Genomic DNA, 21,971 nt, shown 5'->3' with positions numbered 1-21,971 from the left:
CCCCTGTTCCTAAGATCGCCGGGCGCCAGCCTGTCCGTATAGCGCCCGTCGTCGACTTTGTTCCGACCCGAGCCTGAAATACGGCTCGTTCGGAGCTTGCCTAGTGCATGCTCCCACTGGCGCGTGGCCAGCCCCTGAATTCCGGCCTTCGACGTGCTCGCATACGTCTAGCGCCAGTGGGAGTGCGCAGAGCCTGCAGCAGATTCCGTGCCAAGCGATTGGATGCGAGTCGCCCGGGTCAGGCCTGCGCTAGAATTGCGCCATCAGTTCAGGAATTCGCACGCGGCATGCCCACTTCGTCAACCCGGTCAAATCAGTTCGATGTCATCGTCATTGGCGGTGGCCATGCCGGCACCGAAGCCGCGTTGGCGGCTGCCCGCAGCGGTGCACGTACGCTGCTGCTGACGCATGGCATCGAGACGATCGGGCAGATGAGCTGCAATCCCGCAATCGGTGGTATCGGCAAGGGGCATCTGGTCCGCGAGATCGACGCCCTGGGTGGTGCCATGGCCCATGCCGCGGATCGTGCAGGAATCCAGTGGCGCACGCTGAATGCATCCAAGGGGCCGGCTGTCCGGGCAACGCGTTGCCAGGCCGATCGTGTTCTCTACAAGGCGGCCATCCGTGCCATTGTCGAATCCCAGCCGCGGCTTCAGCTGTTTCAGCAGGCAGTCGATGACCTGCTTCTGGAAGGTGATCGGGTTTGCGGCGTGGTGACCCAGACCGGGCTGAAATTCCATGCGCCCGCCGTGGTGCTGACGGCCGGAACATTCCTCGCCGGCAAGATCCATATCGGCATGAGCAACCATGCGGGCGGTCGTGCCGGGGAGGCGCCGTCAGTTCGGCTGGCCGAACGCATGCGCGAGTTGCCCTTTACCGTGGATCGGCTGAAGACCGGCACGCCGCCGCGCATCGATGGTCGTTCGATTGACTACTCCCAACTGGAGGAGCAGCCCGGCGATGATCCCGCACCGGTATTTTCGTTCATGGGATCGCGCAGCGAGCATCCGCGCCAGGTCAGTTGCTGGATCACGCATACCAGCGAACACACCCACGACATCATTCGCGCCGGACTGGATCGCTCGCCAATCTATGGCGGACAGATCGAGGGCGTCGGTCCGCGCTATTGCCCTTCGATCGAAGACAAGGTCGTGCGTTTCGCCGACAAGGCATCTCACCAGATTTTCGTCGAGCCGGAAGGGCTGGATACCTACGAGATCTATCCGAACGGAATTTCGACATCCCTGCCGTTCGATGTCCAGCTTGAGTTGCTGCATTCAATCCGGGGTTTCGAGAACGCGCACATCACACGACCTGGCTATGCGATCGAGTACGACTATTTCGATCCGCGCGGTCTCAATCCCTCACTCGAAACCAAGGCGATCGAAGGGCTTTATTTCGCGGGTCAGATCAATGGCACCACTGGCTACGAAGAGGCGGCTGCACAAGGCCTGATCGCCGGCTTGAATGCCGCGCGCGCCGTGCGTGGCGAGGCGGCCTGGGTGCCGCGTCGTGACGAGGCCTATATCGGCGTCCTTATCGATGACCTGACCACGAATGGCACGATCGAGCCCTACCGCATGTTTACCTCGCGAGCCGAATACCGCTTGCACCTGCGTGAAGACAATGCGGATCTGCGCCTGACCGCTATCGGCCACGCTCTTGGTTGTGTCCCTGCGGATCGCCACGATCAGGTCGTGCGCAAACTTGAGGCGATTGAAACCGAGCAGGCGCGCCTACGTGCCCTGTGGGTGACGCCCGGCAATGCACTCGGCCAGGCGATTGCAGGCAGGTTAGGCGTGGTCGTCACGCGAGATGCGAGTGCACTCGACCTGCTGCGTCGCCCGGAACTGGACTACGCCAGGCTCACTTCGGTCGAGGGCGTGGGTCCGGCCGTCACTGACCCGCCGGTCGCCGAACAGGTCGAGATCGCGACCAAATACGCCGGCTATCTGGATCGGCAGCGCGATGAAATCGAGCGCAGTCGACGGCACGAGGACACAGGCATTCCGCAAGGCTTTGCCTACGATGGTGTGCGTGGCCTGTCGGCAGAGGTCCTGCTCAAGCTCAAGGCCACGATGCCGACCACGATCGGCCAGGCACGTCGGATCAGTGGGGTCACGCCCGCTGCGATCTCGCTATTGCTGGTTCATCTCAAACGACACCAGCGCGTCGCTTGAACCCGTCCCGCTTTCTGCACCGGGCTGCCATGGCGGTCCGTGGCAGCTTTATCTCCGTGACAAGGAAAACAGGAAGAGAATGTCCAGCATCGAAAACAGACTTGCCGAGGAAACCGCGGCCCGCCCCGAGCAGGTTCGCGCTGCGATCGAATTGCTCGATGGTGGTGCCACCGTGCCGTTCATTGCGCGCTACCGCAAGGAAGTGACCGGCGGACTCGACGATACCCAGTTGCGTCTGCTCGAAGACCGGCTCGGCTACCTTCGCGAACTGGAGGATCGCCGAGCGGCGGTTATCGCGAGTATCGACGAGCAAGGCAAGCTGAGCGACAGTCTCCGTGCGGACATCCTGGCGGCTGACAACAAGGCACGCCTGGAAGACCTGTATCTCCCGTACAAGCCCCGGCGCAGGACCCGGGCGCAGATTGCGCGCGAAGCCGGCCTCGAACCGCTGGCATTCAGCCTGCGCGACAATTCCGATGCTGTGCCCGAGGAACAGGCTGCCGCTTATGTGAATGCCGACAACGGCATTGCCGATGCTAAAGCAGCCCTCGATGGTGCACGCGCGATCCTTCTGGAATCCTTTTCAGAAGACCCTGCTCTGGTTGGCGCGTTGCGCGACTGGCTGACGGCGAAGGCAGTGATCCGTGCCAAGGTGATTGATGGCAAGGAACAGGAAGGAGCCAAGTTCCGGGATTATTTCCAGCATGTCGAGGCAATCGGCACGATTCCTTCGCACCGCCTGCTCGCCCTGTTTCGCGCACGCAACGAGGGTGTTCTGGATCTTGAATTGGCGCCACGTCCGACAACGGCAGCCAGAAGCACGATTAGCGGGGAAGATCCCGCCGCTGCGCTCGACGAGGCTGCCGCTGCGGGGCATGCCGAAGCAGAAGGACGCGTTGCCAACCATTTTGGAATTACCGACAAGGGACGTCCAGGCGATCGATGGCTGCTTGATACCGCGCGCCAGACCTGGCGCATCAAACTGCATCTTCACCTTGGCCTGGATCTGTTCGGACGTGCCCGCGAGGCCGCGGAAGCCGAGGCGATCCGTGTCTTCGGAGACAACCTGAAAGATCTGCTGATGGCCGCACCGGCCGGATCAAGGACGGTCATGGGGCTCGATCCCGGCATCCGCACCGGGGTCAAGCTTGCCATCGTGGACGGCACTGGCAAGTTGCTCGCGACATCGGTGATCTATCCGCATGAGCCGAGGAAGCAGTGGGATCAGTCGATTGCCGAACTGGCTGCGCTAAGCCGCCAGCATGGCGTCGACCTGATCGCCATTGGCAACGGCACCGCCTCGCGTGAAACGGATCGACTTGTTGCCGATCTGATGCGCAAGCACGCCGATCTCAAGCTGGCGAAGATGGTTGTCAGCGAGGCAGGAGCATCGGTCTACTCGGCATCGGAGTTTGCCGCGCGAGAATTTCCGGAGCTGGATGTATCCCTGCGTGGCGCCGTTTCCATCGCGCGACGCTTGCAGGATCCGCTGGCCGAGCTGGTCAAGATTGATCCGAAATCGATAGGCGTCGGCCAGTACCAGCACGACGTCAACCAGGTGAAATTGGCCCACGCACTGGTCGCACGCGTTGAGGACTGCGTCAATGCCGTAGGTGTTGACGTGAACACGGCATCATCGCCGTTGCTTGTGCGCGTCGCAGGCCTGAGTCCGATGGTCGCCGAGAACATCGTTCGCTACCGGGACGAGCAGGGCGCGTTTCGCGCCCGCAAGGAGCTTCTGAAGGTGCCGCGGCTGGGCGACAAGGCTTTCGAGCAATGCGCAGGCTTCCTGCGCATTCCAAATGGCGATGACCCGCTGGATGCCTCTGCGGTACATCCAGAGGCCTATCCCGTCGTGCAACGGATCATCGAGCAATGCGGTCGTGACATGCGCTCTCTGGTAGGAGACAGCGCATTCCTGCGTACGCTCGACGCCCAGAAGTTCACCGATGCCGCGTTTGGTATTCCGACCGTGCGCGACATCCTGAAAGAGCTCGAGAAACCTGGTCGCGATCCGCGACCAGGCTTCAAGATGGCCGAATTCGCCGACGGCGTCGAAGACATTCGTGATCTCAAGCCCGGCATGGTCCTCGAAGGAGTGGTCAGCAACGTCGCAGCCTTTGGTGCCTTCGTCGACCTGGGTGTCCACCAGGATGGACTGGTCCATGTCTCTGCCTTGGCGAACCGCTTCGTCAAGGATCCGCGCGAAGTCGTCAAGGCCGGTGACATCGTCAAGGTCAAGGTGATCGAAGTCGATCTTGCGCGAAAGCGTATTGCCCTCAGCATGCGTCTGGAGGACGAGCCGGGAGCCGACGCGAAATCCTTGCGGAAACCGGCTGCTGATCCCGCAGCGAATCGAGGCAGGGGAAAGCCTGCCAGGCCAGAGGCGATTGCAACCGGTTCACTTGCTGATGCGTTCGCAAGGGCCAAACGCTAGGCCCTTTCCGATCACGTGACACACCCAACAAAAAGGCCGGCTGAGCCGGCCTTTTTGTGACTTGCGGAAGCTCGAAGCCTAGCGCTTGCGGGGCAGCTTCTTTTCACCCATCGCGAATGTCTCCAGGGCGTTGGCATAGAGCGCCGCAGCCTCTTCTTCGGTCACGGCATCGCTGTTGCCCTTTTCGTTCAGGATGACTTCGCCGTTTTCGTCCCAGCCAACGCGAGTCACAGGGCCACCCTTGCGCAGGATCGCCAGCGGCTTGCCATCCACGAACGCGTATTCGATGTTCGTGCGAACGGCCGTGTCGCCTTCGCCGAGTTCCGAATTCACGCGCATGAAACGCAGCTTGTTGCCGGCTTCATAGAAGCCGTCCCACGCAACGGACAGATCGCCGTCGAGGTAGGCATCCTGGATGCGCTTCATGCCGCCGATATGGGACTTCAGCTTGTTGAATTCTTCCTTGAGGTTTTCACCCGGCGTGGCTTCGGAATTCAGAACGACCTCAATGGTCGACCCGGCGCCACCTGTCAACACAGGGGACTGCAGGGCCTGCACATAACGCCGCTCACCATCGACGAGCATCACGTTGACCACGTAGACACGGCTCTGATCAATGCGTCCCGGCTCGAGCGGAAGCGTGAAGGAATAGGGTGGCTGGCTGCTGACGTTCTCGATCGATTCGGCGATGACAACCTCCTGTTGCGCCACGTCGACCAGTTGAACGCTGAGCCTGGAGCCCGGGTTGATCGCGGCCGGTGCGCGTAGCGAGACGCTGCCACTGATCTGCTGGGGAATCTCGGCAACGGCCGATTGTCCGTTGCTCTGGCCGTCGGCGCCGTTGTTCGATGCCGAGGATCCGGCAGGCTGGTTGGAGGAATTGCAGCCTCCCAGAATGGCCAACGCGGTCAAGGCGGTGGCGACAAGCTTCATCATGACAAGATCCTCCAGGAACGATAAACGAAATGTATCGTAGATTGCTGCGCAAGCATAACGCTGGTTGCATGAACGGGCGCGAGACTTGATCGGGGTTTGGAATTCGCGGGGCGAGCACAATAATGCGGCAGCGCATCGTAATCAATCTTTGCTGTACCTGATGGATCACGGCACGCACACACCGGCATTCATTAACCACGATTCCATGGCAATTCGGTGTCAGTTTCGTGAATCCACCTGCGCGGGCATCGGCTTGGCCAGACCGGCCTGCCCTCAGGGATCGGTTGTCAGTCTCCCCGCGGCTGCAGGTTCGAGCAAACCTGGTTGCGCCCGCCCTGCTTGGCGCGATAAAGCTGCTCGTCGGCGGCGCGCATGAGATCACCGGTGGCACTCATGCCAGCAAGCCAGGCGGCTGCCCCGATGCTCACGGTGACCCGCTTGATTTCGTCGTTCAACGAAAACTCGAGCTCCGATATCGCAATTCGCAGCTTTTCGGCAAACAGGATGCTCTGCTCCAGGCTGCTCTCCGGCAGGACGATGGCGAATTCTTCGCCGCCAATCCGGGCCACGATGAATTCTTCGCGGGCCTGGCCGCGCAGGGCCATCGCGACTTTTTTCAGGACCAGGTCGCCGCTCGGGTGTCCGAACTCGTCGTTGACCAGCTTGAAGTGGTCAAGATCCATGATCAGCAGGCTCAAGGGGCGCTTGTAGTTTGCGGCTCGCGCGATCTCTCGATCTATCAGCTCGAGGAACTGGCGGCGGTTGTAGAGATCAGTCAGTGAATCGGCCGTGGCCAGCTGATAAAGCTCTTCGTGATAACGCGCTTCCACCGAGGAGCGGTCCATGAACTTGAGCACATGGCTGCCGACGGCGATGTGGTCACCATCCTTGAGTTCCGCCTCGATGATGGGCTGGTCGTTGAGAAAGGTCTTGTTGGTCGAGTCGAGATCCTTGATCCGGTATCCGGCAGGTTCACGGGTAATCCGGCAATGGGCGCGCGAGACGCTGCGCTCGACGATCTGGAACTCGGCTTCCGGTGCGCGGCCTATCGTGAGGGGATCTTCGCCCAGGTTGATGCGCTGGCCGAGGCGTTGACCCTGCAACACCACGAGGCAGGCCGGAACTTCACCTGCGCCGACCCGCCGATGCGGGTGCATGGTTCGTCGTTGCGTAGTACTGGCGTCGTTGTTGTGTGGGCTCATTGAGGGCAGCTTTGATCAACATCAGCGTCAACGCGGCGATAGGCGCAAGCCGAATTGACGGGCGAATCAGGGGTTTCCCAAGCTGGTCCTTGCATGGAACGAGCCGACACAAGCCGTGCGCCAGCCTCCCCCTTGATCATGCAGTCTACGCGATCAGTGACCGGGTTTGCTTTAGCTCGAGCGGGCAGGCGGGATGCGCTCATCACACTCAGGACTGCAGCGGCGCCGTCGGCAACAGGGAAATGTCTGCCACGCGCAGGAACATCGAGCGCAGCCGTCCAAGCAGGATGAGCCGGTTCCGGCGGACTGCCTCGTCGTCAGCCATGACCATGACGCCATCGAAAAAACGATCAATCGGTTCACGCAATGCTGCGAGTCGCTTGAGCAGCCCTACATAGTCCGCGTCGGCGATCAGCGGCTTGCAGTCGGACTCCGCTTCGGCAAGCGCAGCAACCAGTTCACGTTCAGCGTCCGATTCCAGAAGCGCGGCATCGATTTCCCCGGCCGTGCCGCCCCCGGCCTGACGCAGGATGTTGCCAATGCGCTTGTTGGCGGCGGCCAGCGCTTCGGCCTCGGGCAGTCCGGCAAATGTCACAACGGCGCGAAGACGGCGATCGAAATCGAGCAGGGAGCTCGGCGACAAAGCGCGAACGGCTTCGAATGCGTCGCTGGATACGTCCTTTTCGGAGTAGTAGCCGCGCAGTCGGTCAACGATGAATTCGTAAATCTCGATGGCCAATTCATCGCGGCGCTTGCCTGCATCGAGTACGGGCGGCGGATTGTCCTTGCCCTTGGTCTTGCTCGTGCCAGCGGCGAAGGCGGCTTCCGGAAGCCCTGCCAGTGCTTCGGCGAGATGAGCCTTCAGGTCGATATCCAGCGCCCCTTCGATCAGGGTGCGTGCAAGGCCCAGGGCCGCTCGCCGCAACGCAAACGGATCCTTGTTTCCGCTTGGCTTCTGGCCGACGGCAAAGATGCCGGCCAGTGTATCCAGGCGTTCAGCGACTGCCAGCACCTGTCCAAGCCGGCCTTCGGCGATGCCGTCGCCGGCATTGCGTGGGCGGTAGAACTCATCCAGCGCACTGGCGACTTCGGCGGATTCGGGCTTCTCGCCTTGGCTGGCGTAATAGCGCCCCATGGTTCCCTGCAACTCGGGAAATTCCCCGACCATGCGGGACATCAGGTCACATTTGCCCAGGGCCGCAGCGCGCGTGGCGAGTGCCGCATCGACACCCACCCGGTTTGCAATCACGCGGGCAAGTTCGGCGACGCGGATGGACTTGTCCCAGACGCTGCCCAGCGATTGCTGGTAGGTCACCGAATTCAGTGATTTCTGGAAAGACTCAAGGCCTTGCTTGCGGTCTTCGTCGTAGAAGAACCTGGCATCGGCGAAACGCGGCCGGATCACGCGTTCGTAACCCTTGCGGATTTCGGCGGGATCCTTCGAATCAATGTTGGCGACGCCGATGAAATGTTCACTCAGGTTTCCAGCGCCATCAAATACGGGAATGAACTTCTGGTTGGCTTCCATCGTCGTCACCAGCGCTTCCTGCGGAACAGCGAGAAAGTCGCGGTCGAAACTGCACGCTATCGCCACTGGCCACTCGGTGAGGTTGGCTATTTCGTCAAGCAGATCACTCGACAGCCGAGGTGTGCCGCCGGTTTCGCCGCTGACTCGCGCCACTTCCTCGGTAATCCTGATGCGGCGCTCAGCGGGGTCGGCAAGCACGTTCGCACTGCGCATCGCATCCAGCCAGGAGTCTGCATCAGCCACGTCCACGGGGCCGGCATGGTGGAAGCGGTGGCCGCGTGATTGCCTCCCCGATTGCAGCCCGAACAATTCCGCAGGCACGATGTCGGCGCCATGCAGGATGACCAGCCAATGCGCGGGTCGCACGAATGCAAAGCCGTGGTCACCCCAGCGCATCGGCTTGGGGATAGGCAGGGCCTTGATCGCGTCGCCGAGAATGGCTGGCAGCAAGGCAGCGGTTGGCTGGCCCGCTTGTGTAGCGCGGTGGACAAACCACGTGCCCTTGTCGGTTTCCAGCTTCTCGAGCGCGGAGACTTCCACGCCGCAACTGGCCGCGAAGCCGCCCAAGGCACGGGTCGGCTCTCCATTCGCATCAAGGCCTGCGGCAAGCGCAGGGCCGCGGCGCTCGAGCGCCTGCTCGGGCTGTTGGCGAGCGACTGCCGGAATCAGCACGGCAAGTCGTCGCGGGGAGCAGAATGTCCTTGCTCCGCTGGCATCCATGGTGACGCCACTCTTGCCCAGACCTTCGATGATTGCATCGGCGAATGCCTGCGCAAGCACATCCAGAGATTTGGGCGGCAGTTCCTCGGTACCGATTTCGATCAGCAGCGACGCGTTCGGGTTGTTCGTGCTCATGCGGCTTCCTTGCGATTGCGCAGGCCCGGGAACCCGAGTTTTTCGCGCTGCGCGTAATAGGCTTCGGCAACGGCGCGGGAGAGGGTGCGAACGCGCAGGATGAAACGCTGGCGCTCGGTCACGCTGATCGCGCGGCGGGCATCAAGCAGGTTGAAAGTGTGGCTGGCCTTGGTTACCTGTTCATAGGCGGGCAGCGGCAGGCCTGCCTCGACCAGTGACCTGGCTTCTGCTTCGCAGGTATCGAACCAGTCGAACAACTTGGCCACGTTGGCGTGTTCGAAGTTGTAGGTGCTCTGTTCGATCTCGTTCTGGTGGAACACGTCGCCGTAGCTGACTACGCCGCGCGGGCCGTCGGTCCAGATCAGGTCGTAGACGTTGTCGACGTTTTGCAGGTACATGGCCAGGCGCTCTAGGCCGTAGGTGATCTCGCCGGTGACCGGTCGGCATTCAAGTCCGCCAGCTTGCTGGAAATATGTGAACTGGGTCACTTCCATGCCATTCAGCCAGACTTCCCAGCCAAGTCCCCAGGCACCCAGGGTCGGAGACTCCCAGTTGTCCTCGACGAAACGGAGATCGTGCACCAGAGGATCAATGCCGAGTGCTTTCAGCGAACCGATGTAGAGATCGAGGATATCGTCCGGATTCGGCTTCAGGACCACCTGATACTGATAATAGTGCTGCAGCCGATTCGGATTCTCGCCATAGCGGCCGTCTGTGGGCCGTCTTGATGGCTGCACATAGGCTGCCGACCATGGCTCCGGTCCGAGTGCGCGCAGGAACGTCGCAGGATGGAATGTGCCAGCTCCGACTTCGGTATCGAGCGGCTGGATCAGCACGCAGCCCTGCTCGGCCCAATAGCGATTGAGTATCTGGATGACGTCCTGAAAAGTGGGTCCGGCCATGGTCTGGGTCACAGTAGCGGTGGCAAAGCGCGCTAGTATAACGGCCACTTGCGCTACTCCGAGGATCTGCGCGGCATGGCAACACAACCGGTGCGTCCCGAAGCAATCAGGAAGAGTCCCGTCACTGGCCAGGCGGAAGGTTCACTGCTGGGCCTGCATCATCGCATCGACCTTGATGAGGTTCTCAATGCGCTGCTCGCGGACGGGATCATTGCCGCAGAAGACATGAAGCGCGTGCGCGCCGACGTGCGCACGACTGCCGGCAAGCTTGAGCTTCACCCGCTGATCCTCGTCGCCAACCTGAAGCTTGCGGACCAGCGTGATCCGGGCAAGCCGCTGAGTCTTGAAGTGCTGACCCATTGGCTGGCCAGCCGCGCGCGGCTGCCCTACCTGAAGATCGATCCCATGAAGATCGATGTGCCGGCGGTCACCCAGGTAGTCAGCCACGCCTATGCATTGCGCTACCGCATCCTGCCCGTGGCGGTCAGCGAGCTGCAGGTCGTCTTTGCCACCTCCGAGCCGTTCGATACGCGCTGGATGGCGGATCTGGCCCACATCTTGCGCCGTGACATCCAGCGCATGGTGGCCAGTCCCATCGATGTCAGCCGTTTCCTGACCGAATGGTGGGGCGTACAGCGTTCGATCCAGAAGGCCAAGGACGCCAAGGCCGAGCTCAATGACAATGCTGCCGGGCTGAATTTCGAGCAACTGGTCGAACTCGGCAAGACCGGGGAACTCGGCGTCGACGACCGCCATGTCGTGCATATCGTGGACTGGCTGCTGCAATACGCCTTCGAGCAACGCGCCTCGGATATCCATCTGGAACCGCGGCGCGACACCAGCATGATCCGCTTCCGCATCGATGGCGTCATGCACAAGGTGTTCGAGTTGCCGACACCGGTGATGACTGCCGTTACTTCGCGAATCAAGATCCTCGGGCGCATGGACGTGGCCGAGAAGCGTCGTCCCCAGGATGGCCGCATCAAGACGCGCTCGCCTGGCGGCCGCGAGGTTGAACTGCGACTCTCGAGCATGCCCACCGCGTTCGGTGAAAAGATCGTCATGCGCATCTTCGACCCGGATATCGTGGTCAAGGAATTTCGCCAGCTCGGGTTTTCCTCTGGTGAGGAGACCATCTGGCGCGAAATGGTCGAGCGTCCGCACGGCATCGTCCTGGTCACCGGCCCGACCGGTTCGGGCAAGACAACCACGCTGTATTCGACGCTGAAGGTGCTGGCCACGCCCGATCTCAACGTCTGCACGGTTGAGGACCCGATCGAAATGGTCAGTCCGGAATTCAACCAGATGCAGGTGCACAACGCGATCGATCTCGATTTCGCAGCCGGCGTGCGTACCTTGATGCGCCAGGATCCGGACATCATCATGGTCGGCGAAATACGCGATCTGGAAACCGCGCAGATGGCCGTTCAGGCATCTCTGACCGGTCATCTCGTGCTTTCGACCCTGCATACCAATGATGCCCCGAGCGCACTCACGCGCTTGCTGGATCTTGGCGTGCCCAACTACCTGATCCAGTCGACTCTGGCCGGCATCGTGGCGCAGCGCCTGGTGCGCACGCTATGCGTCCACTGCAAAGTGGAGGCACCGCTGGATGAAAACGCCTGGGCAGCCTTTACGCACGGTTGGCAACTCCCTGTTCCGGATACGAATTTTGGCCCCAAGGGCTGTCTTGAATGTCGAAAGACCGGATTCCAGGGGCGTACCGGCATCTACGAGATGATGCGTGTCACCGGACCCTTGCGTGCGCTGATCCAGCCTGACATGGACCTGGCCCTGGTGCGCAAGACTGTGCTCAGCGAGGGCATGCGGCCCTTGCGTGTCTCGGCTGCAGCCCAGGTTGCGCGTGGAGTGACGACCCTGCGGGAAGTGATGAACGTGCTGCCGCCCGTCGATTGATCGTAGGGCGGATGTGCCCGAATGATGCGGAATAGAGGCTGCAATCAGCGCAAACGAAAAAGGCGCCAACTGCAGGGCAGTTGACGCCTTCAATCATTCAGCTTGCAGATCCTGCAATTAATGCAGCATCATCAAGTGGTTACTTGCGGCCACGTGCGCCGGCACGGATAGCCTTCAGCGGATCGCCGAGCTTGACGGTGGAGAGGTAGCTGTTGATCGCTTCATTGGTGACATCATAAAGCGGTCGACCCATGACGGCCGCCGTTGCCTTTAGGCTGTCGCGCATACGCTTGGAAACGCGCAGGCTTGCGTCACGTGCGTCGTCCTGGATTGGTGCTGCTTTCTTCTTTGTGGCCATGGTTCCCCCCATCAGGGATAGTGATAAATAGTGTTATGCGACGAAATCCTTTTTCGCCACCACAAAAAGTGTAACGTCATTGTTGCATGGAATAAATGTGCCATTCGTATGCGTACGGCTAGAAACACGTAAGAGTTTGTGAACATTGACCAGCTTTGCGATGCTGGTCGGCGATGCCAAATCGAGCGAGGAAACCATCATGAGTGCGCAGAAGATTGAAGCAGGCAGTGGCCTGAACTGGATTACGGGATCGATTCAGCTGATCTTGAAGAACCCGGTGGTGTTTCTGGTCATGGGCTTGATCGTGGCTGCAATCGGCATGGTTCCTGTACTTGGCGGCTTGGTCATAATTGTGATCGGTCCCGCACTTTACGGCGGAATTGCCTACGCCGCGCGCGAGCAGGAATCAGATAGGACAGCGGAAATTGGTCAATTGTTCCGCGCATTCAGTGAGTCCGGGAAAGCCGGACCCATGATCATGTTGTGCTTGCCGAGCATCGCTGGTGCAGTTTTGCTGTTTGTCTTGCTGATGATCGTGGTTGGGGGTGCCTTGCTCGGAGGGGGTTTGTCCGCGCTGAGCAGCGGATCAACCGAAGCCCTGATCGGCTCTCTGGGGGGAGGCGCGTTGATCCTCATCCCACTCGCACTCGCCATTGCACTGACCGTGTATGCCCTGCAGTTTTTCGCCATTCCACGAGTGATGCTCGAGGGTGCAGAGCCCATGGCGGCCATGAAGCAGAGTTTTTCCGATTGCCTTGGAAATCCGGGTGCCTACCTGATATTCGTCGCGTTGCTCATGGTGGTAGCGATCGTGCTCGGTCTTGTCCTGTCCGTGCTCGGTTTCATCGGCGGCCTGCTGGTCTCAACGCTGCTGACGCCCATCATTGGCTGCGGTCTCTATCTGGCATGGCGTCAGGTATACGCGGGCAGCGAAGTGGAAGCAGATGCGCCAGAGGGCGAAGCTGCCGACGATTGATGCGCGCCAGGTCTGCCCGCTAGGCGCCGGGGGTGGTTTGCTCGTCGATCTTGCGCGTGCCCAGCAAGCGCGCGGCGAAGATGCCGACTTCATAAAGCAGGCACATCGGTATCGCCAGCAATAATTGCGAAATCACGTCTGGCGGAGTCAGTACCGCAGCGATCACGAAAGCGCCAACGATCGTGTAGGGACGACTCTTGACCAGTTGTTCGGGGGAGACTGCGCCAATCGCAACGAGGATCACGAGGGCGACCGGCACTTCAAAGCAGAGTCCGAATGCCAGAAACAACACCAGGGCAAAATCAAGGAAGCGGCTGATGTCAGGCATGACGGCAACACCTTCAGGCGCCACGCTGGTCATGAAGGTGAAGATTGCCGGGAGCACCAGGAAATAGGCAAACGCACAGCCGATGTAAAACAGCATCACCGATGATGCCAGCAGCGGAACCGCGAGGCGTCGCTCGTGCTTGTACAGCCCGGGCGATACAAACGACCAGCCCTGGTAGAGGATGAAGGGCATGGCGATGAATACTGCGACGAAAAAGGCCAGCTTGAGCGGGGCGAAGAACGGCGATGCCACATCAGTGGCAATCATCGCCCCACCCGCTGGCAGATGTTCGAGCAGGGGCTTGGCCAGCCACGCATAGAGCTTGTTGGCCAGCGGTATCAAGGCCACCAGGATGATCAGAACCACCGCAACCGCCTTGAGCAGTCGCGAACGCAGTTCAACCAAGTGCGAAAGGAACGACTGTTCGCCGTCCCCAGAAGTCTCAGCGTTGCTCATCGGCAGCAGGTTTCTCGGGTTCAGTGCTCACCGCGTCGCGGAACTCTTCGGCGGTGGCGCGGACTTCCTCGCGAATATCCACCCCTTGCACGGTTTCCTTGATGCTGCGCTTGATGTCTTCGGCAGCGAGTTCACGCTCTATCTCCGTGCGAACACCCTGCCAGCTGCTGCGAATGCGGCGCAGCAATGCACCCGCAGTACGTGCTGCGGCGGGAAGTCGTTCCGGGCCCAATACGAGCAGGGCGACGACCGCGGCCAGGGCCAGCTCGGAAAAGCTGAGGTCGAACATCAGTGCTCGACGCGATCCTTGTCGCTCTCGTTGGTCGGCGTGGCCGTCTCGGGCGGATCAGCCTTCAGCGAGGAAGGCTTGGATGTATCGTCGCCTTCCTGCATGCCCTTGCGGAAACTCTTGATGGCCGAGCCCATGTCCTCGCCGATGTTGCGCAGCTTCTTGGTGCCGAAGACCAGGGCCACGATCACCAGAACAACCAGCCAATGCCAAATACTGAAACCACCCATATCAAGACTCCGTTGCTGCATTGCCGGATCGAAGCCGGCCAAAGTTAAGGCGCGATGCGTGGCACGACGGTCGAAGCGGCGCTCCGAATCCGATACCGGTTTCGCGCGCGCGGCAGTCGATTCCGTGCCGATTACTTCGCAGTGTACTCCTCAAGGCTGTCCCTGAAATCCACCACGGCACCCGGAACATCACTCACACCGCCATCAAAGATGCGTCGTGGCGTGATTCCCTCGCCGTAAATGCGCTGGTTTCCCTTGTTGTCGATCGACAGAACCGAGCCGTCGAAGGCGACACCGGCAAACAGCCCGCGTGCTCGCGAATACGAGTAGATTTCAGCCTTGAGCTGCGCATCGGTGGACGCCTGGGCCGTGCGCCCGACCGGGCCTGCGGCAGCCGAGGCGTCGGCGCCAATGGTGAATTTTCCATGGACGATGGAATCCACGCCGCGTTGTGTGCGGAAAACGAGGATCACATCCGTGGACGAAACGCCCGCCTGGAAGCCGACGCTGCCGCCGGTCAGGTTGACGAAGCTGGGGTTCGACCAGGTGCCATCACGCGTCTTGACCGACATCAGGCCTTCGCCGCGACGGCCTCCGATGACGAATCCGGCCTTGATGACATCAGGGACGACTACGATTGCGTGGGCGCTTTGAAGCAGATCGCGTGGCACCGCCTTGTCAGGCGCCTGCATGACTTCCTTGAGTACACGCACGGCGTTCTCGGCACGCTTGAGCTCGGTTTCGGATGCAAGCGCCGCCGAGGCGTGGAGGACGAGCAGGATCAAAAATGCACGTAACAGGGAAGGCATGGTGAACTCCGCAGATGGTCAACCGGAGCACGCTAGCAGGCGAACCTGAGTCTGGGATGAAGCGTGGGGTGAGGCGCCTAGCGGCGAAGTCCGGAAAGGCGTCGACCACCGACTGCGATCACGGCCAGGCCCAGCAGGAAAAGTACCCAGGGCGAATTGGTGGGAAGTGCCACCGAGTCGAGCGGGACAGGTCCGCCACCAGGCGTTTGCGGGGTGCAGGAGTTCGGTGCAACGGCGAGGCCCTTCATGCTGAAGAAGCGAAGGCTATCCGGGCCGGTGATGGCGCCAAGATTGGTGAGTGCGCCGGTGGCAACGTCAATTCGCGCCAGATCACTCCATTCACGATTGAACGGCGGGTTGTAGCTCAGGCTCGCCCAGAGCTGGCCTTCGCTGCTGAACCCGGGATCGATCCATGGCACGTTGCCGCTGAAGGAGCCTACAGGGGTCGCTGCCGCTGTTTCAGTGCTGATCCTGTAAAGCCCCTGATCAGCGCCGATACCTGTTCCGTAAAGAACGCCATTGCGCATGGCCAGGCCACTGATCTGGCGTCCAGTGGAGCCGATCAGCGTCAGTTGTGCGGTCTGCGCATTGACCCGCCACAGATCACGCTTGATCGCTGACGTAAGGAAGAATGAACCGTCGCAGCCGTAGGTCATGGACAGATCGAGTGCATCGAACTGGCCCTGGCCCTGGCCGGCGAGCCCAAAGCTGCCGACAAAACTGGCAGCGCCATTGCCCGTGCTGATCCTGACCAGGGCCTTTTGCGTCCCGGCTATTGCATAGAGCTCGCTGCCAGGGCCATAGGTCAGACCGGTCAGGGCAGCCAGTGGCGTTCCGGCGTAGCTGCCGGCGGCACCTACGTACGTCGCCTGACGGGTGGTCAGATCAATTCGATAGAGTTCGTCATACGCCACGCCATAGGCAACCGACTGCGCTTGGGCAAGCGAAATCGGGGCGATGGAAAGCACAGCTGCGATGAGGCAGGCTCGCATGCGCATGGCGGCACTTCTTTGTTATGTTATTGGTAATCGTCTGCCCCACGAAATCCGCGAGGCAGGCTTCAGTCTAGCAGTTTTCGCTGCGCCGACAAGGCCTTGGAGCGAATCCCCCCGATTCATTCCTCACCCCGGAAAACGCTCCATCCATGCCTCGCTATCGTTCTTTCCCCGACTCCAGGCAGCCGCAGCGGCTGGCCGTCCTCCTCGTCAATCTGGGCACTCCAGATGCCCCGGATACTGCCTCGGTTCGGCGCTATCTCGCTGAATTTCTTGCAGATCCTCGGATTGTCGAACAACCTCGCTGGCTCTGGTGGCTGGTCCTCAACGGCATTATCCTGCGCACTCGGCCGGCACGGTCGGCGAAGAACTACGCCAAGGTCTGGACCCCGGAAGGCTCGCCGCTCCAGGTAAAGACTGCCTCCCTGGCAGCGAGGCTGCAGCTGGCATTTGAAACAGACCTGGCCGGCAGCGTTGTCGTTCGCCATGCCATGCGCTACGGCTCACCCGGCATAAGCGACGTGCTCGCTGAGCTGGCGAGTTCGGGCATGCGTCGCCTATTGGTACTTCCGTTGTTCCCGCAGTTCTCGGCCACCACGAGCGCCTCGGTGCTCGATGCGATCGGGGCCACGTTTCGCAAGTGGCGTTTCCCGCCGGAACTGCGTTTCATCAGCGACTATCACGATGAACACGCACACATCGAGGCATTGGCGCGCAGTGTCGAAGCGCACTGGGCTACCCACGGCAGGGCCGAGCGTCTGTTGCTGTCGTTTCACGGCATCCCGGAACGCTACGTGCGCAATGGCGATCCCTACCGGGACCAGTGCCTGGCGACCACACGAGCCTTGCGCAGTCGTCTCGAACTGGATGAGAAGTCCCTGCTGCTGAGTTTTCAGTCTCGGTTGGGTCGTGAACCCTGGTTGCAGCCTTACACGGACAAGGTGCTTGAGAGCTTGCCTGTCGACGGCGTCAAGTCAGTGGAGGTGCTTTGTCCGGGTTTCGCCGTGGACTGCCTCGAGACACTCGAGGAAATCGCGATCACCGGGCGCGAGGAGTTCCTCGGTGCCGGCGGAGAACGCTTCCACTACATTCCGTGCCTGAACGACGGTGATGATCAGGTCGCTGCACTCAGGGATCTGGTGATCAGGCACGCCCAGGGTTGGCCTGAATTTGGTGGGCCGGGTGCTCCAGGCAAAGCCGGAATGCCCGACACATGATGGCGGCAGTCGGCAATGAATTTCGCATCCCGTTGCGGCATCTTGAACTGGCTGCCAAAGCCTGGGGCGATCCGGCTGATCCGCCCATGCTTGCCGTACATGGCTGGCTGGACAATGCGGGAACATTCGATCGACTGGCACCACTTCTCAAGGGCCATTACGTCGTCGCGATCGATCTGGCCGGCCATGGCCGTTCCGATCATCGCCCTCCCGGGAACTGGTATCCCTATGTTGATTTCCTCGACGAGATCGGCGAAGCCATGGATCAGTTGGGCTGGCAGGATGCCGACCTGCTTGGACACTCGCTGGGCGCGACGCTGGTCAGCGTCTTCGCGGCCATCTGTCCGCAGCGCGTGCGACGGTTGCTGCTGATCGAAGGCCTTGGCCCGATTGCGACAGCGGCGGACCAGAGTCTGGAACAGCTGCGGCGTTCGCAGCGAGCAAGGGCAGCATTCAGACCGGACAAGTTGCGCGTGTTCAATGGTCTTGAAGAGGCGGTAGCGGTGCGGCGTAAAGTCAGTGAGCTGTCGCTTGATGCGGCGCGCTGCATTGTCGAGCGTGGGGTGAAAGTGGTTGGTGCAGGTTCGGGCGGTGATGAAGAGCGTTCCGGGACTGATGCTTCAGTCGTGGGTGGTGCGAAAGATCAAGACCGTAATGGGGATCCTGATTCCGAAGGAGTGCAGGCTTTGCGCCATTCGACGCGCAATCTTGCGCGTTCTGACAATGTCCCTTTCGAAGGTGGTGTGGCGAAAGTTCAAAAGCCGGGTGGAGATTCTGAATTCGAAAGGGTGCAGGCTTTGCATTTCCTCAGTTGGTCCTCCGATCCTGCCTTGACCCTGCCCAGTTCGACGCGACTGACCGAGGAGCAACTCGCATCCATACTTCCGGCCATCACTGCGCCGACGCTGTTGCTGCTGGCCGAACCGGCTGCGCCGTATCTGAAACGCGAAGTGATGGATGCAAGAATCGCCCTGCTCGACGACATCGAAGTCGTGCGCATGTCCGGCAGCCATCATCTGCATCTGGAAATACCGGATCTTGTTGCGGCCCCTATCAAGGACTTCCTGCTAAATCATCCGATCGAAGTCAGTAGTGCTGTGCAGGTCGCGCCGTAGAGCAGGCGTGCATGCGCGATGTCTGTATGCAGCTCGCAAGCAATCGGGATCATTGGTGCCGTGACGATGTTTTCCCGACTCGCGGCTTTCCATCACGCCGCATTCGCGTTGACCAGGCGGTCCAGCTCACTCTTGATCGACGGTCCGTTGGCGCGCAGCCAGTCGCGTTGCTCGCGCCAGTGCGGCAGGAATGATTCGACCAGCTTCCAGAATCGCGGTGAATGGCTGCGCACGCGCAGATGACACAGCTCGTGTACGAGTACATATTTGAGGACTGCCGGTGGCGCCAGCGCGAGGGCCAGATCCAGGGTGACGCGATCGCGCGTATCGAGGCTGCCCCAGAGACTCTTCAGCGGGCGAACCCGCAGTGCGGTGGGCGACATTCCGAGTAGTGGACAATAGCGGCCAAGCCAGCGCGAGACATCCTTGCGCAACTGCGCGTCCAGCCATGATTTGAGCAATCCGCGCGCTGCATCCTGGGCGCGCCGGTGCGCGTTTGGCAGGATCAGCACAAGTCGATCCTCGGCATGCTCGATACACGGATAAGGCCCTTCTTTCCAGACGAGTCGGGTCATCTCTCCGCGCAACGGAAACTGCGTATCGATACCCGGTTTCAGCGCTGCCGGTCGGTCGCCGAGTTTCAGCTCTCCCAGCTTGCGTTCGAGCCATTCACCATGTATGCGCAGGAACGCAGTGATGCTGGCCGTATGCGTGCCGACCGGATAGGTCACGCGTGCACCAGCTGACGTGACAGTCAGTCGCATGCGCCTTGCCCGCGGGTGGCACAGGCGCTGCACCCGGATCACCTTGCCGGTCGGGGTTGGCAGTTCGAGGTAGCTGTTCTCTGATTCCAGATTCATCTCAGCAACCCATGTTCCAGGTTTCGGATTATGCAGCCAGTCGGGCTCGGTTCGGCCAGCCCGGAAATCCGCCAGGATGATCCACGCATCTTCCGCGACTCGATGCCTGGAAACACCATCAGCCGTCGAATCACCGAAGGCCTTTTCCAACCCTGGCGAATTCTGACCTCAGCCGGCAAGGCGCGACTGGCCGCTAGTCGCGCTCATCCGGCCGTGGCAGCCCGAACCACTCATCCAGCTTCTCCAGCAAGCGCTTGGTTTCCAGTGTCATTATTACGAATCGTGCGTCGAGTTCCTCACGCGCAGATTCCGCCGAATCATCGCCCAGTTCATCCATGACGATGTCGAGAAAACGGAATTTCCTGATGGTCAGGTCCTCGCCGAGTACGAATGCGATGCGTTCGTCGAGTTCCAGGCCCACCTGGAAAACCTGTTTGCCGGATTTCAGGTGTTCGCGCACTTCGTCAGATTCAAGATCCTGGCGCCTGCAGCGAACCACCGCGCCGGCTTCCGCTGGATCGCGCAACTCGCATTCGTCGCCGAGACTCAGGCCCGGCGGCAGCTTCCCACTCACCAGCCAGTCCGTCATCAGGGTGCGCGGGGAATCGGATGGCGCCATCGGTGTCGCCGGGAATCGCCCAAGTGCGTCGCGGATCTGGCTGACGGCTTCCTCGGCTGCCTTGCGGCTGGCCGTGTCGACCAGCAGCCAGCCTGCATCCGCATCCAGATAGGCGAGAAGACGGGAAGGTCGAACGAAAGCGCGCGGAAGGAGGTCGGTCATGACTTCTTCCTTGAGGCGCTTGCGTTCACGGGCTCCGATTCGGCGGGCCTCCTTGTCGGTGATCTCGGCGATCTTCTGCGCCAGCGCTTCGCCGATCACCGAAGAGGGCAGCAGCTTGTCTTCACCGCCGATCGCGACCATCGAATAATTTCCGCTGCGATGGGTCAACTCGTCAGAGTCGCGGCCATACGGCGAGACGAAGCCGCGCGTGGCCAGTTCAATCGGGCCACAGGGACGCAGTCGGTGTTCGGCGAGCAGGTCTTCAAGTTCGTTGAGGGATTTGCTCGAGCTCTTGGGGAAGCGGAATAGAGTCAGGTTGCGAAAGAACATGGAGGGTTTCGGTTTCCGTAGAGGGTTGAGGGATGCCTGATCCTGGGCCGGGCCAGGATCAGACAGTGAGATTGGGGCAAGCGTTGCTAGCTGCGAATCATGCGAGGTTCCGCGTGCGCCGATTGGGTGCCTTGTGGTTCTTCGTCCCGCGTCTCAAGCCCGGCAAAATCAAACAGGCCGGGATCGGCCAGTTGCGAGGGCTCGATGCGGGTCAGGGCGCGAAAGATGTTTTCGATTCGCCCGGGGGACTGCTGTTCCCAGTTGGCCAGCATGGACTTGACGGTCTTGCGTTGCAGATTCTCCTGCGAGCCGCAGAGATCGCACGGAATGATCGGGAATCCGCGCATCGCCGCGTACGTCGAAATGTCGGCTTCGCTGCAATAGGCCAGCGGGCGGATCACCACATTGCGGCCGTCATCCGAACGCAGCTTGGGCGGCATCGCCTTCAGCCTTGCCTGATGGAAGAGATTCAGGAACAGCGTCTCGACGATGTCGTCACGATGATGGCCGAGTGCAATGCGCGTCTGGCCATGATTCGCTGCATAGTCATAGAGCGCACCTCGACGCAGTCGTGAGCACAGGCTGCACTGGGTACGTCCTTGCGGAACCAGGCGCTGGACCACGCTGTAGGTGTCCTGCTCGATGATGTGAAACGGAATCCCCTGGGCGCGCAGCGTATCAGGCATGACCGATGCATCGTAACCGGGTTGCTTCTGGTCAAGATGCACGGCCAGCAACTCGAAGCGGATCGGTGCGCGTGCCTGCAATTGGCGCAGCATGTCGAGCAAGGTCCAGGAATCCTTGCCTCCGGAAAGACAGACCATGACGCGGTCGCCCTCGCCGATCATGCCGTAGTCGGCGATGGCCTGCCCCACCTGGTGGCGCAGGCGCTGGCCCAGCCTTTCGGCATCTGGATCAAGCTCGCGGAGCAGGGCGGACATGGGCGTTGGATTCCTTTGTTGTTGCCGGATACGGCGGGTGGCAATGTGCCACTTGATCAGCGTTGCCTTAAACTCTCATGTCAGCAAGGATACCGATGAAGTCCGACGACCCTTCCACTACCGTGCGACAGCTGGCCGCGCTCAAGACCGAGCATCGGGAACTGGATGCGACTATCGCCCGGCTGGTGCTCGATCCGGGCAATGACGAACTGGAACTCAAGCGGCTGAAGAAACGCAAATTGCATCTGAAGGATTCGATTGCCCTGCTCGAAAGCAGCCTGATACCGGACCTCGATGCCTGAGACTGGTGTCGTGACGATTGCGCCACT

Annotated in this window: 19 protein-coding genes and 1 pseudogene; 7 read left to right on the top strand and 13 right to left on the bottom strand. The window is 60.9% G+C overall.

Going from position 1 to position 21,971, the window contains the following annotated elements; translation table 11 throughout:
- The first annotated feature begins 287 nt into the window (after window positions 1–287).
- Both mnmG and WBP53_RS16785 read left to right on the top strand, forming a co-directional pair.
- On the top strand, window positions 288–2,180 hold the full coding sequence (mnmG, locus tag WBP53_RS16790; RefSeq protein WP_423930898.1) for a tRNA uridine-5-carboxymethylaminomethyl(34) synthesis enzyme MnmG: 1,893 nt from the start codon (window positions 288–290) through the stop codon (window positions 2,178–2,180).
- A gap of 79 nt (window positions 2,181–2,259) precedes the next feature.
- Window positions 2,260–4,617 (top strand): Tex family protein, encoded by a 2,358-nt coding sequence (locus WBP53_RS16785; RefSeq protein WP_423930897.1) that lies wholly within the window; start codon window positions 2,260–2,262, stop codon window positions 4,615–4,617.
- 78 nt (window positions 4,618–4,695) lie between these two features.
- Here WBP53_RS16785 and WBP53_RS16780 read toward each other — a convergent pair whose 3' ends face one another.
- The 4 genes from WBP53_RS16780 to glyQ all read right to left on the bottom strand — a co-directional run bounded on the left by WBP53_RS16780 (window position 4,696) and on the right by glyQ (window position 10,040).
- Window positions 4,696–5,553: a YbaY family lipoprotein gene (locus WBP53_RS16780; RefSeq protein ID WP_423930896.1), complete on the bottom strand. Its 858-nt coding sequence runs from the start codon at window positions 5,551–5,553 to the stop codon at window positions 4,696–4,698.
- 287 nt (window positions 5,554–5,840) lie between these two features.
- Complete coding sequence (locus WBP53_RS16775; protein ID WP_423930895.1) at window positions 5,841–6,755, bottom strand: diguanylate cyclase; 915 nt, start codon at window positions 6,753–6,755, stop codon at window positions 5,841–5,843.
- 208 nt (window positions 6,756–6,963) lie between these two features.
- Window positions 6,964–9,138: a glycine--tRNA ligase subunit beta gene (gene glyS / locus WBP53_RS16770; RefSeq protein ID WP_423930894.1), complete on the bottom strand. Its 2,175-nt coding sequence runs from the start codon at window positions 9,136–9,138 to the stop codon at window positions 6,964–6,966.
- Complete coding sequence (gene glyQ / locus WBP53_RS16765; RefSeq protein WP_423930900.1) at window positions 9,135–10,040, bottom strand: glycine--tRNA ligase subunit alpha; 906 nt, start codon at window positions 10,038–10,040, stop codon at window positions 9,135–9,137. The genes glyS and glyQ overlap by 4 nt, the downstream gene beginning before the upstream one ends.
- Window positions 10,041–10,115: 75 nt before the next feature.
- Between glyQ and WBP53_RS16760 the strand changes: the two genes are divergently transcribed.
- Complete coding sequence (locus WBP53_RS16760; protein WP_423930893.1) at window positions 10,116–11,957, top strand: GspE/PulE family protein; 1,842 nt, start codon at window positions 10,116–10,118, stop codon at window positions 11,955–11,957.
- 139 nt (window positions 11,958–12,096) lie between these two features.
- Here WBP53_RS16760 and WBP53_RS16755 read toward each other — a convergent pair whose 3' ends face one another.
- On the bottom strand, window positions 12,097–12,315 hold the full coding sequence (locus WBP53_RS16755; RefSeq protein ID WP_423930892.1) for a hypothetical protein: 219 nt from the start codon (window positions 12,313–12,315) through the stop codon (window positions 12,097–12,099).
- Window positions 12,316–12,514: 199 nt separating this feature from the next.
- Between WBP53_RS16755 and WBP53_RS16750 the strand changes: the two genes are divergently transcribed.
- Window positions 12,515–13,291, top strand: coding sequence for a BPSS1780 family membrane protein (locus tag WBP53_RS16750; protein WP_423930891.1), 777 nt, complete (start codon window positions 12,515–12,517; stop codon window positions 13,289–13,291).
- 19 nt (window positions 13,292–13,310) lie between these two features.
- On the opposite strand, the gene tatC is transcribed toward WBP53_RS16750, so the two are convergent.
- The 5 genes and pseudogenes from tatC to WBP53_RS16725 all read right to left on the bottom strand — a co-directional run bounded on the left by tatC (window position 13,311) and on the right by WBP53_RS16725 (window position 16,401).
- The gene (gene tatC / locus WBP53_RS16745) at window positions 13,311–14,075 is read right to left on the bottom strand and encodes a twin-arginine translocase subunit TatC (protein ID WP_423930890.1); all 765 of its coding nucleotides are present in this window, start codon (window positions 14,073–14,075) and stop codon (window positions 13,311–13,313) included.
- A complete protein-coding gene (gene tatB, locus WBP53_RS16740) occupies window positions 14,062–14,364 on the bottom strand; it encodes a Sec-independent protein translocase protein TatB (protein WP_423930889.1) in 303 nt (100 codons plus the stop codon). Before tatB ends, tatC begins: the two co-directional genes overlap by 14 nt.
- Window positions 14,364–14,594 carry a Sec-independent protein translocase subunit TatA gene (gene tatA, locus WBP53_RS16735; protein ID WP_423930888.1) on the bottom strand — a complete coding sequence of 77 codons (231 nt, stop codon included), beginning with the start codon at window positions 14,592–14,594 and terminating at the stop codon, window positions 14,364–14,366. The genes tatB and tatA overlap by 1 nt, the downstream gene beginning before the upstream one ends.
- Window positions 14,595–14,728: 134 nt before the next feature.
- A pseudogene (locus WBP53_RS16730) lies at window positions 14,729–15,403 on the bottom strand (lipid-binding SYLF domain-containing protein); the annotation flags it as partial.
- 77 nt (window positions 15,404–15,480) lie between these two features.
- The gene (locus WBP53_RS16725; protein ID WP_423930887.1) at window positions 15,481–16,401 is read right to left on the bottom strand and encodes a DUF6923 family protein; all 921 of its coding nucleotides are present in this window, start codon (window positions 16,399–16,401) and stop codon (window positions 15,481–15,483) included.
- A 146-nt stretch (window positions 16,402–16,547) separates the two neighbouring features.
- On the opposite strand from WBP53_RS16725, the gene hemH reads away from it, so the two are divergent.
- A complete protein-coding gene (gene hemH, locus WBP53_RS16720; RefSeq protein ID WP_423930886.1) occupies window positions 16,548–17,615 on the top strand; it encodes a ferrochelatase in 1,068 nt (355 codons plus the stop codon).
- Window positions 17,612–18,730 carry an alpha/beta fold hydrolase gene (locus WBP53_RS16715; protein WP_423930885.1) on the top strand — a complete coding sequence of 373 codons (1,119 nt, stop codon included), beginning with the start codon at window positions 17,612–17,614 and terminating at the stop codon, window positions 18,728–18,730. The genes hemH and WBP53_RS16715 overlap by 4 nt, the downstream gene beginning before the upstream one ends.
- Before the next feature lie 92 nt (window positions 18,731–18,822).
- Here WBP53_RS16715 and WBP53_RS16710 read toward each other — a convergent pair whose 3' ends face one another.
- The 3 genes from WBP53_RS16710 to ttcA all read right to left on the bottom strand — a co-directional run bounded on the left by WBP53_RS16710 (window position 18,823) and on the right by ttcA (window position 21,642).
- Window positions 18,823–19,590, bottom strand: coding sequence for a M48 family metallopeptidase (locus tag WBP53_RS16710; protein WP_423930884.1), 768 nt, complete (start codon window positions 19,588–19,590; stop codon window positions 18,823–18,825).
- Between the two features lie 193 nt (window positions 19,591–19,783).
- Window positions 19,784–20,701, bottom strand: coding sequence for a recombination-associated protein RdgC (locus WBP53_RS16705; protein ID WP_423930883.1), 918 nt, complete (start codon window positions 20,699–20,701; stop codon window positions 19,784–19,786).
- Between the two features lie 86 nt (window positions 20,702–20,787).
- Window positions 20,788–21,642: a tRNA 2-thiocytidine(32) synthetase TtcA gene (gene ttcA, locus WBP53_RS16700; RefSeq protein ID WP_423930882.1), complete on the bottom strand. Its 855-nt coding sequence runs from the start codon at window positions 21,640–21,642 to the stop codon at window positions 20,788–20,790.
- 77 nt (window positions 21,643–21,719) lie between these two features.
- On the opposite strand from ttcA, the gene WBP53_RS16695 reads away from it, so the two are divergent.
- Complete coding sequence (locus WBP53_RS16695) at window positions 21,720–21,944, top strand: YdcH family protein (RefSeq protein ID WP_423930881.1); 225 nt, start codon at window positions 21,720–21,722, stop codon at window positions 21,942–21,944.
- Window positions 21,945–21,971: the final 27 nt, after the last annotated feature.

The organism is Dokdonella sp., assembly GCF_049593775.1.
Lineage (GTDB): Bacteria > Pseudomonadota > Gammaproteobacteria > Xanthomonadales > Rhodanobacteraceae > Dokdonella.
The sequence above is the reverse complement of the archived record's forward strand: the minus strand, read 5'-3'. Positions and strand labels throughout refer to the sequence as shown.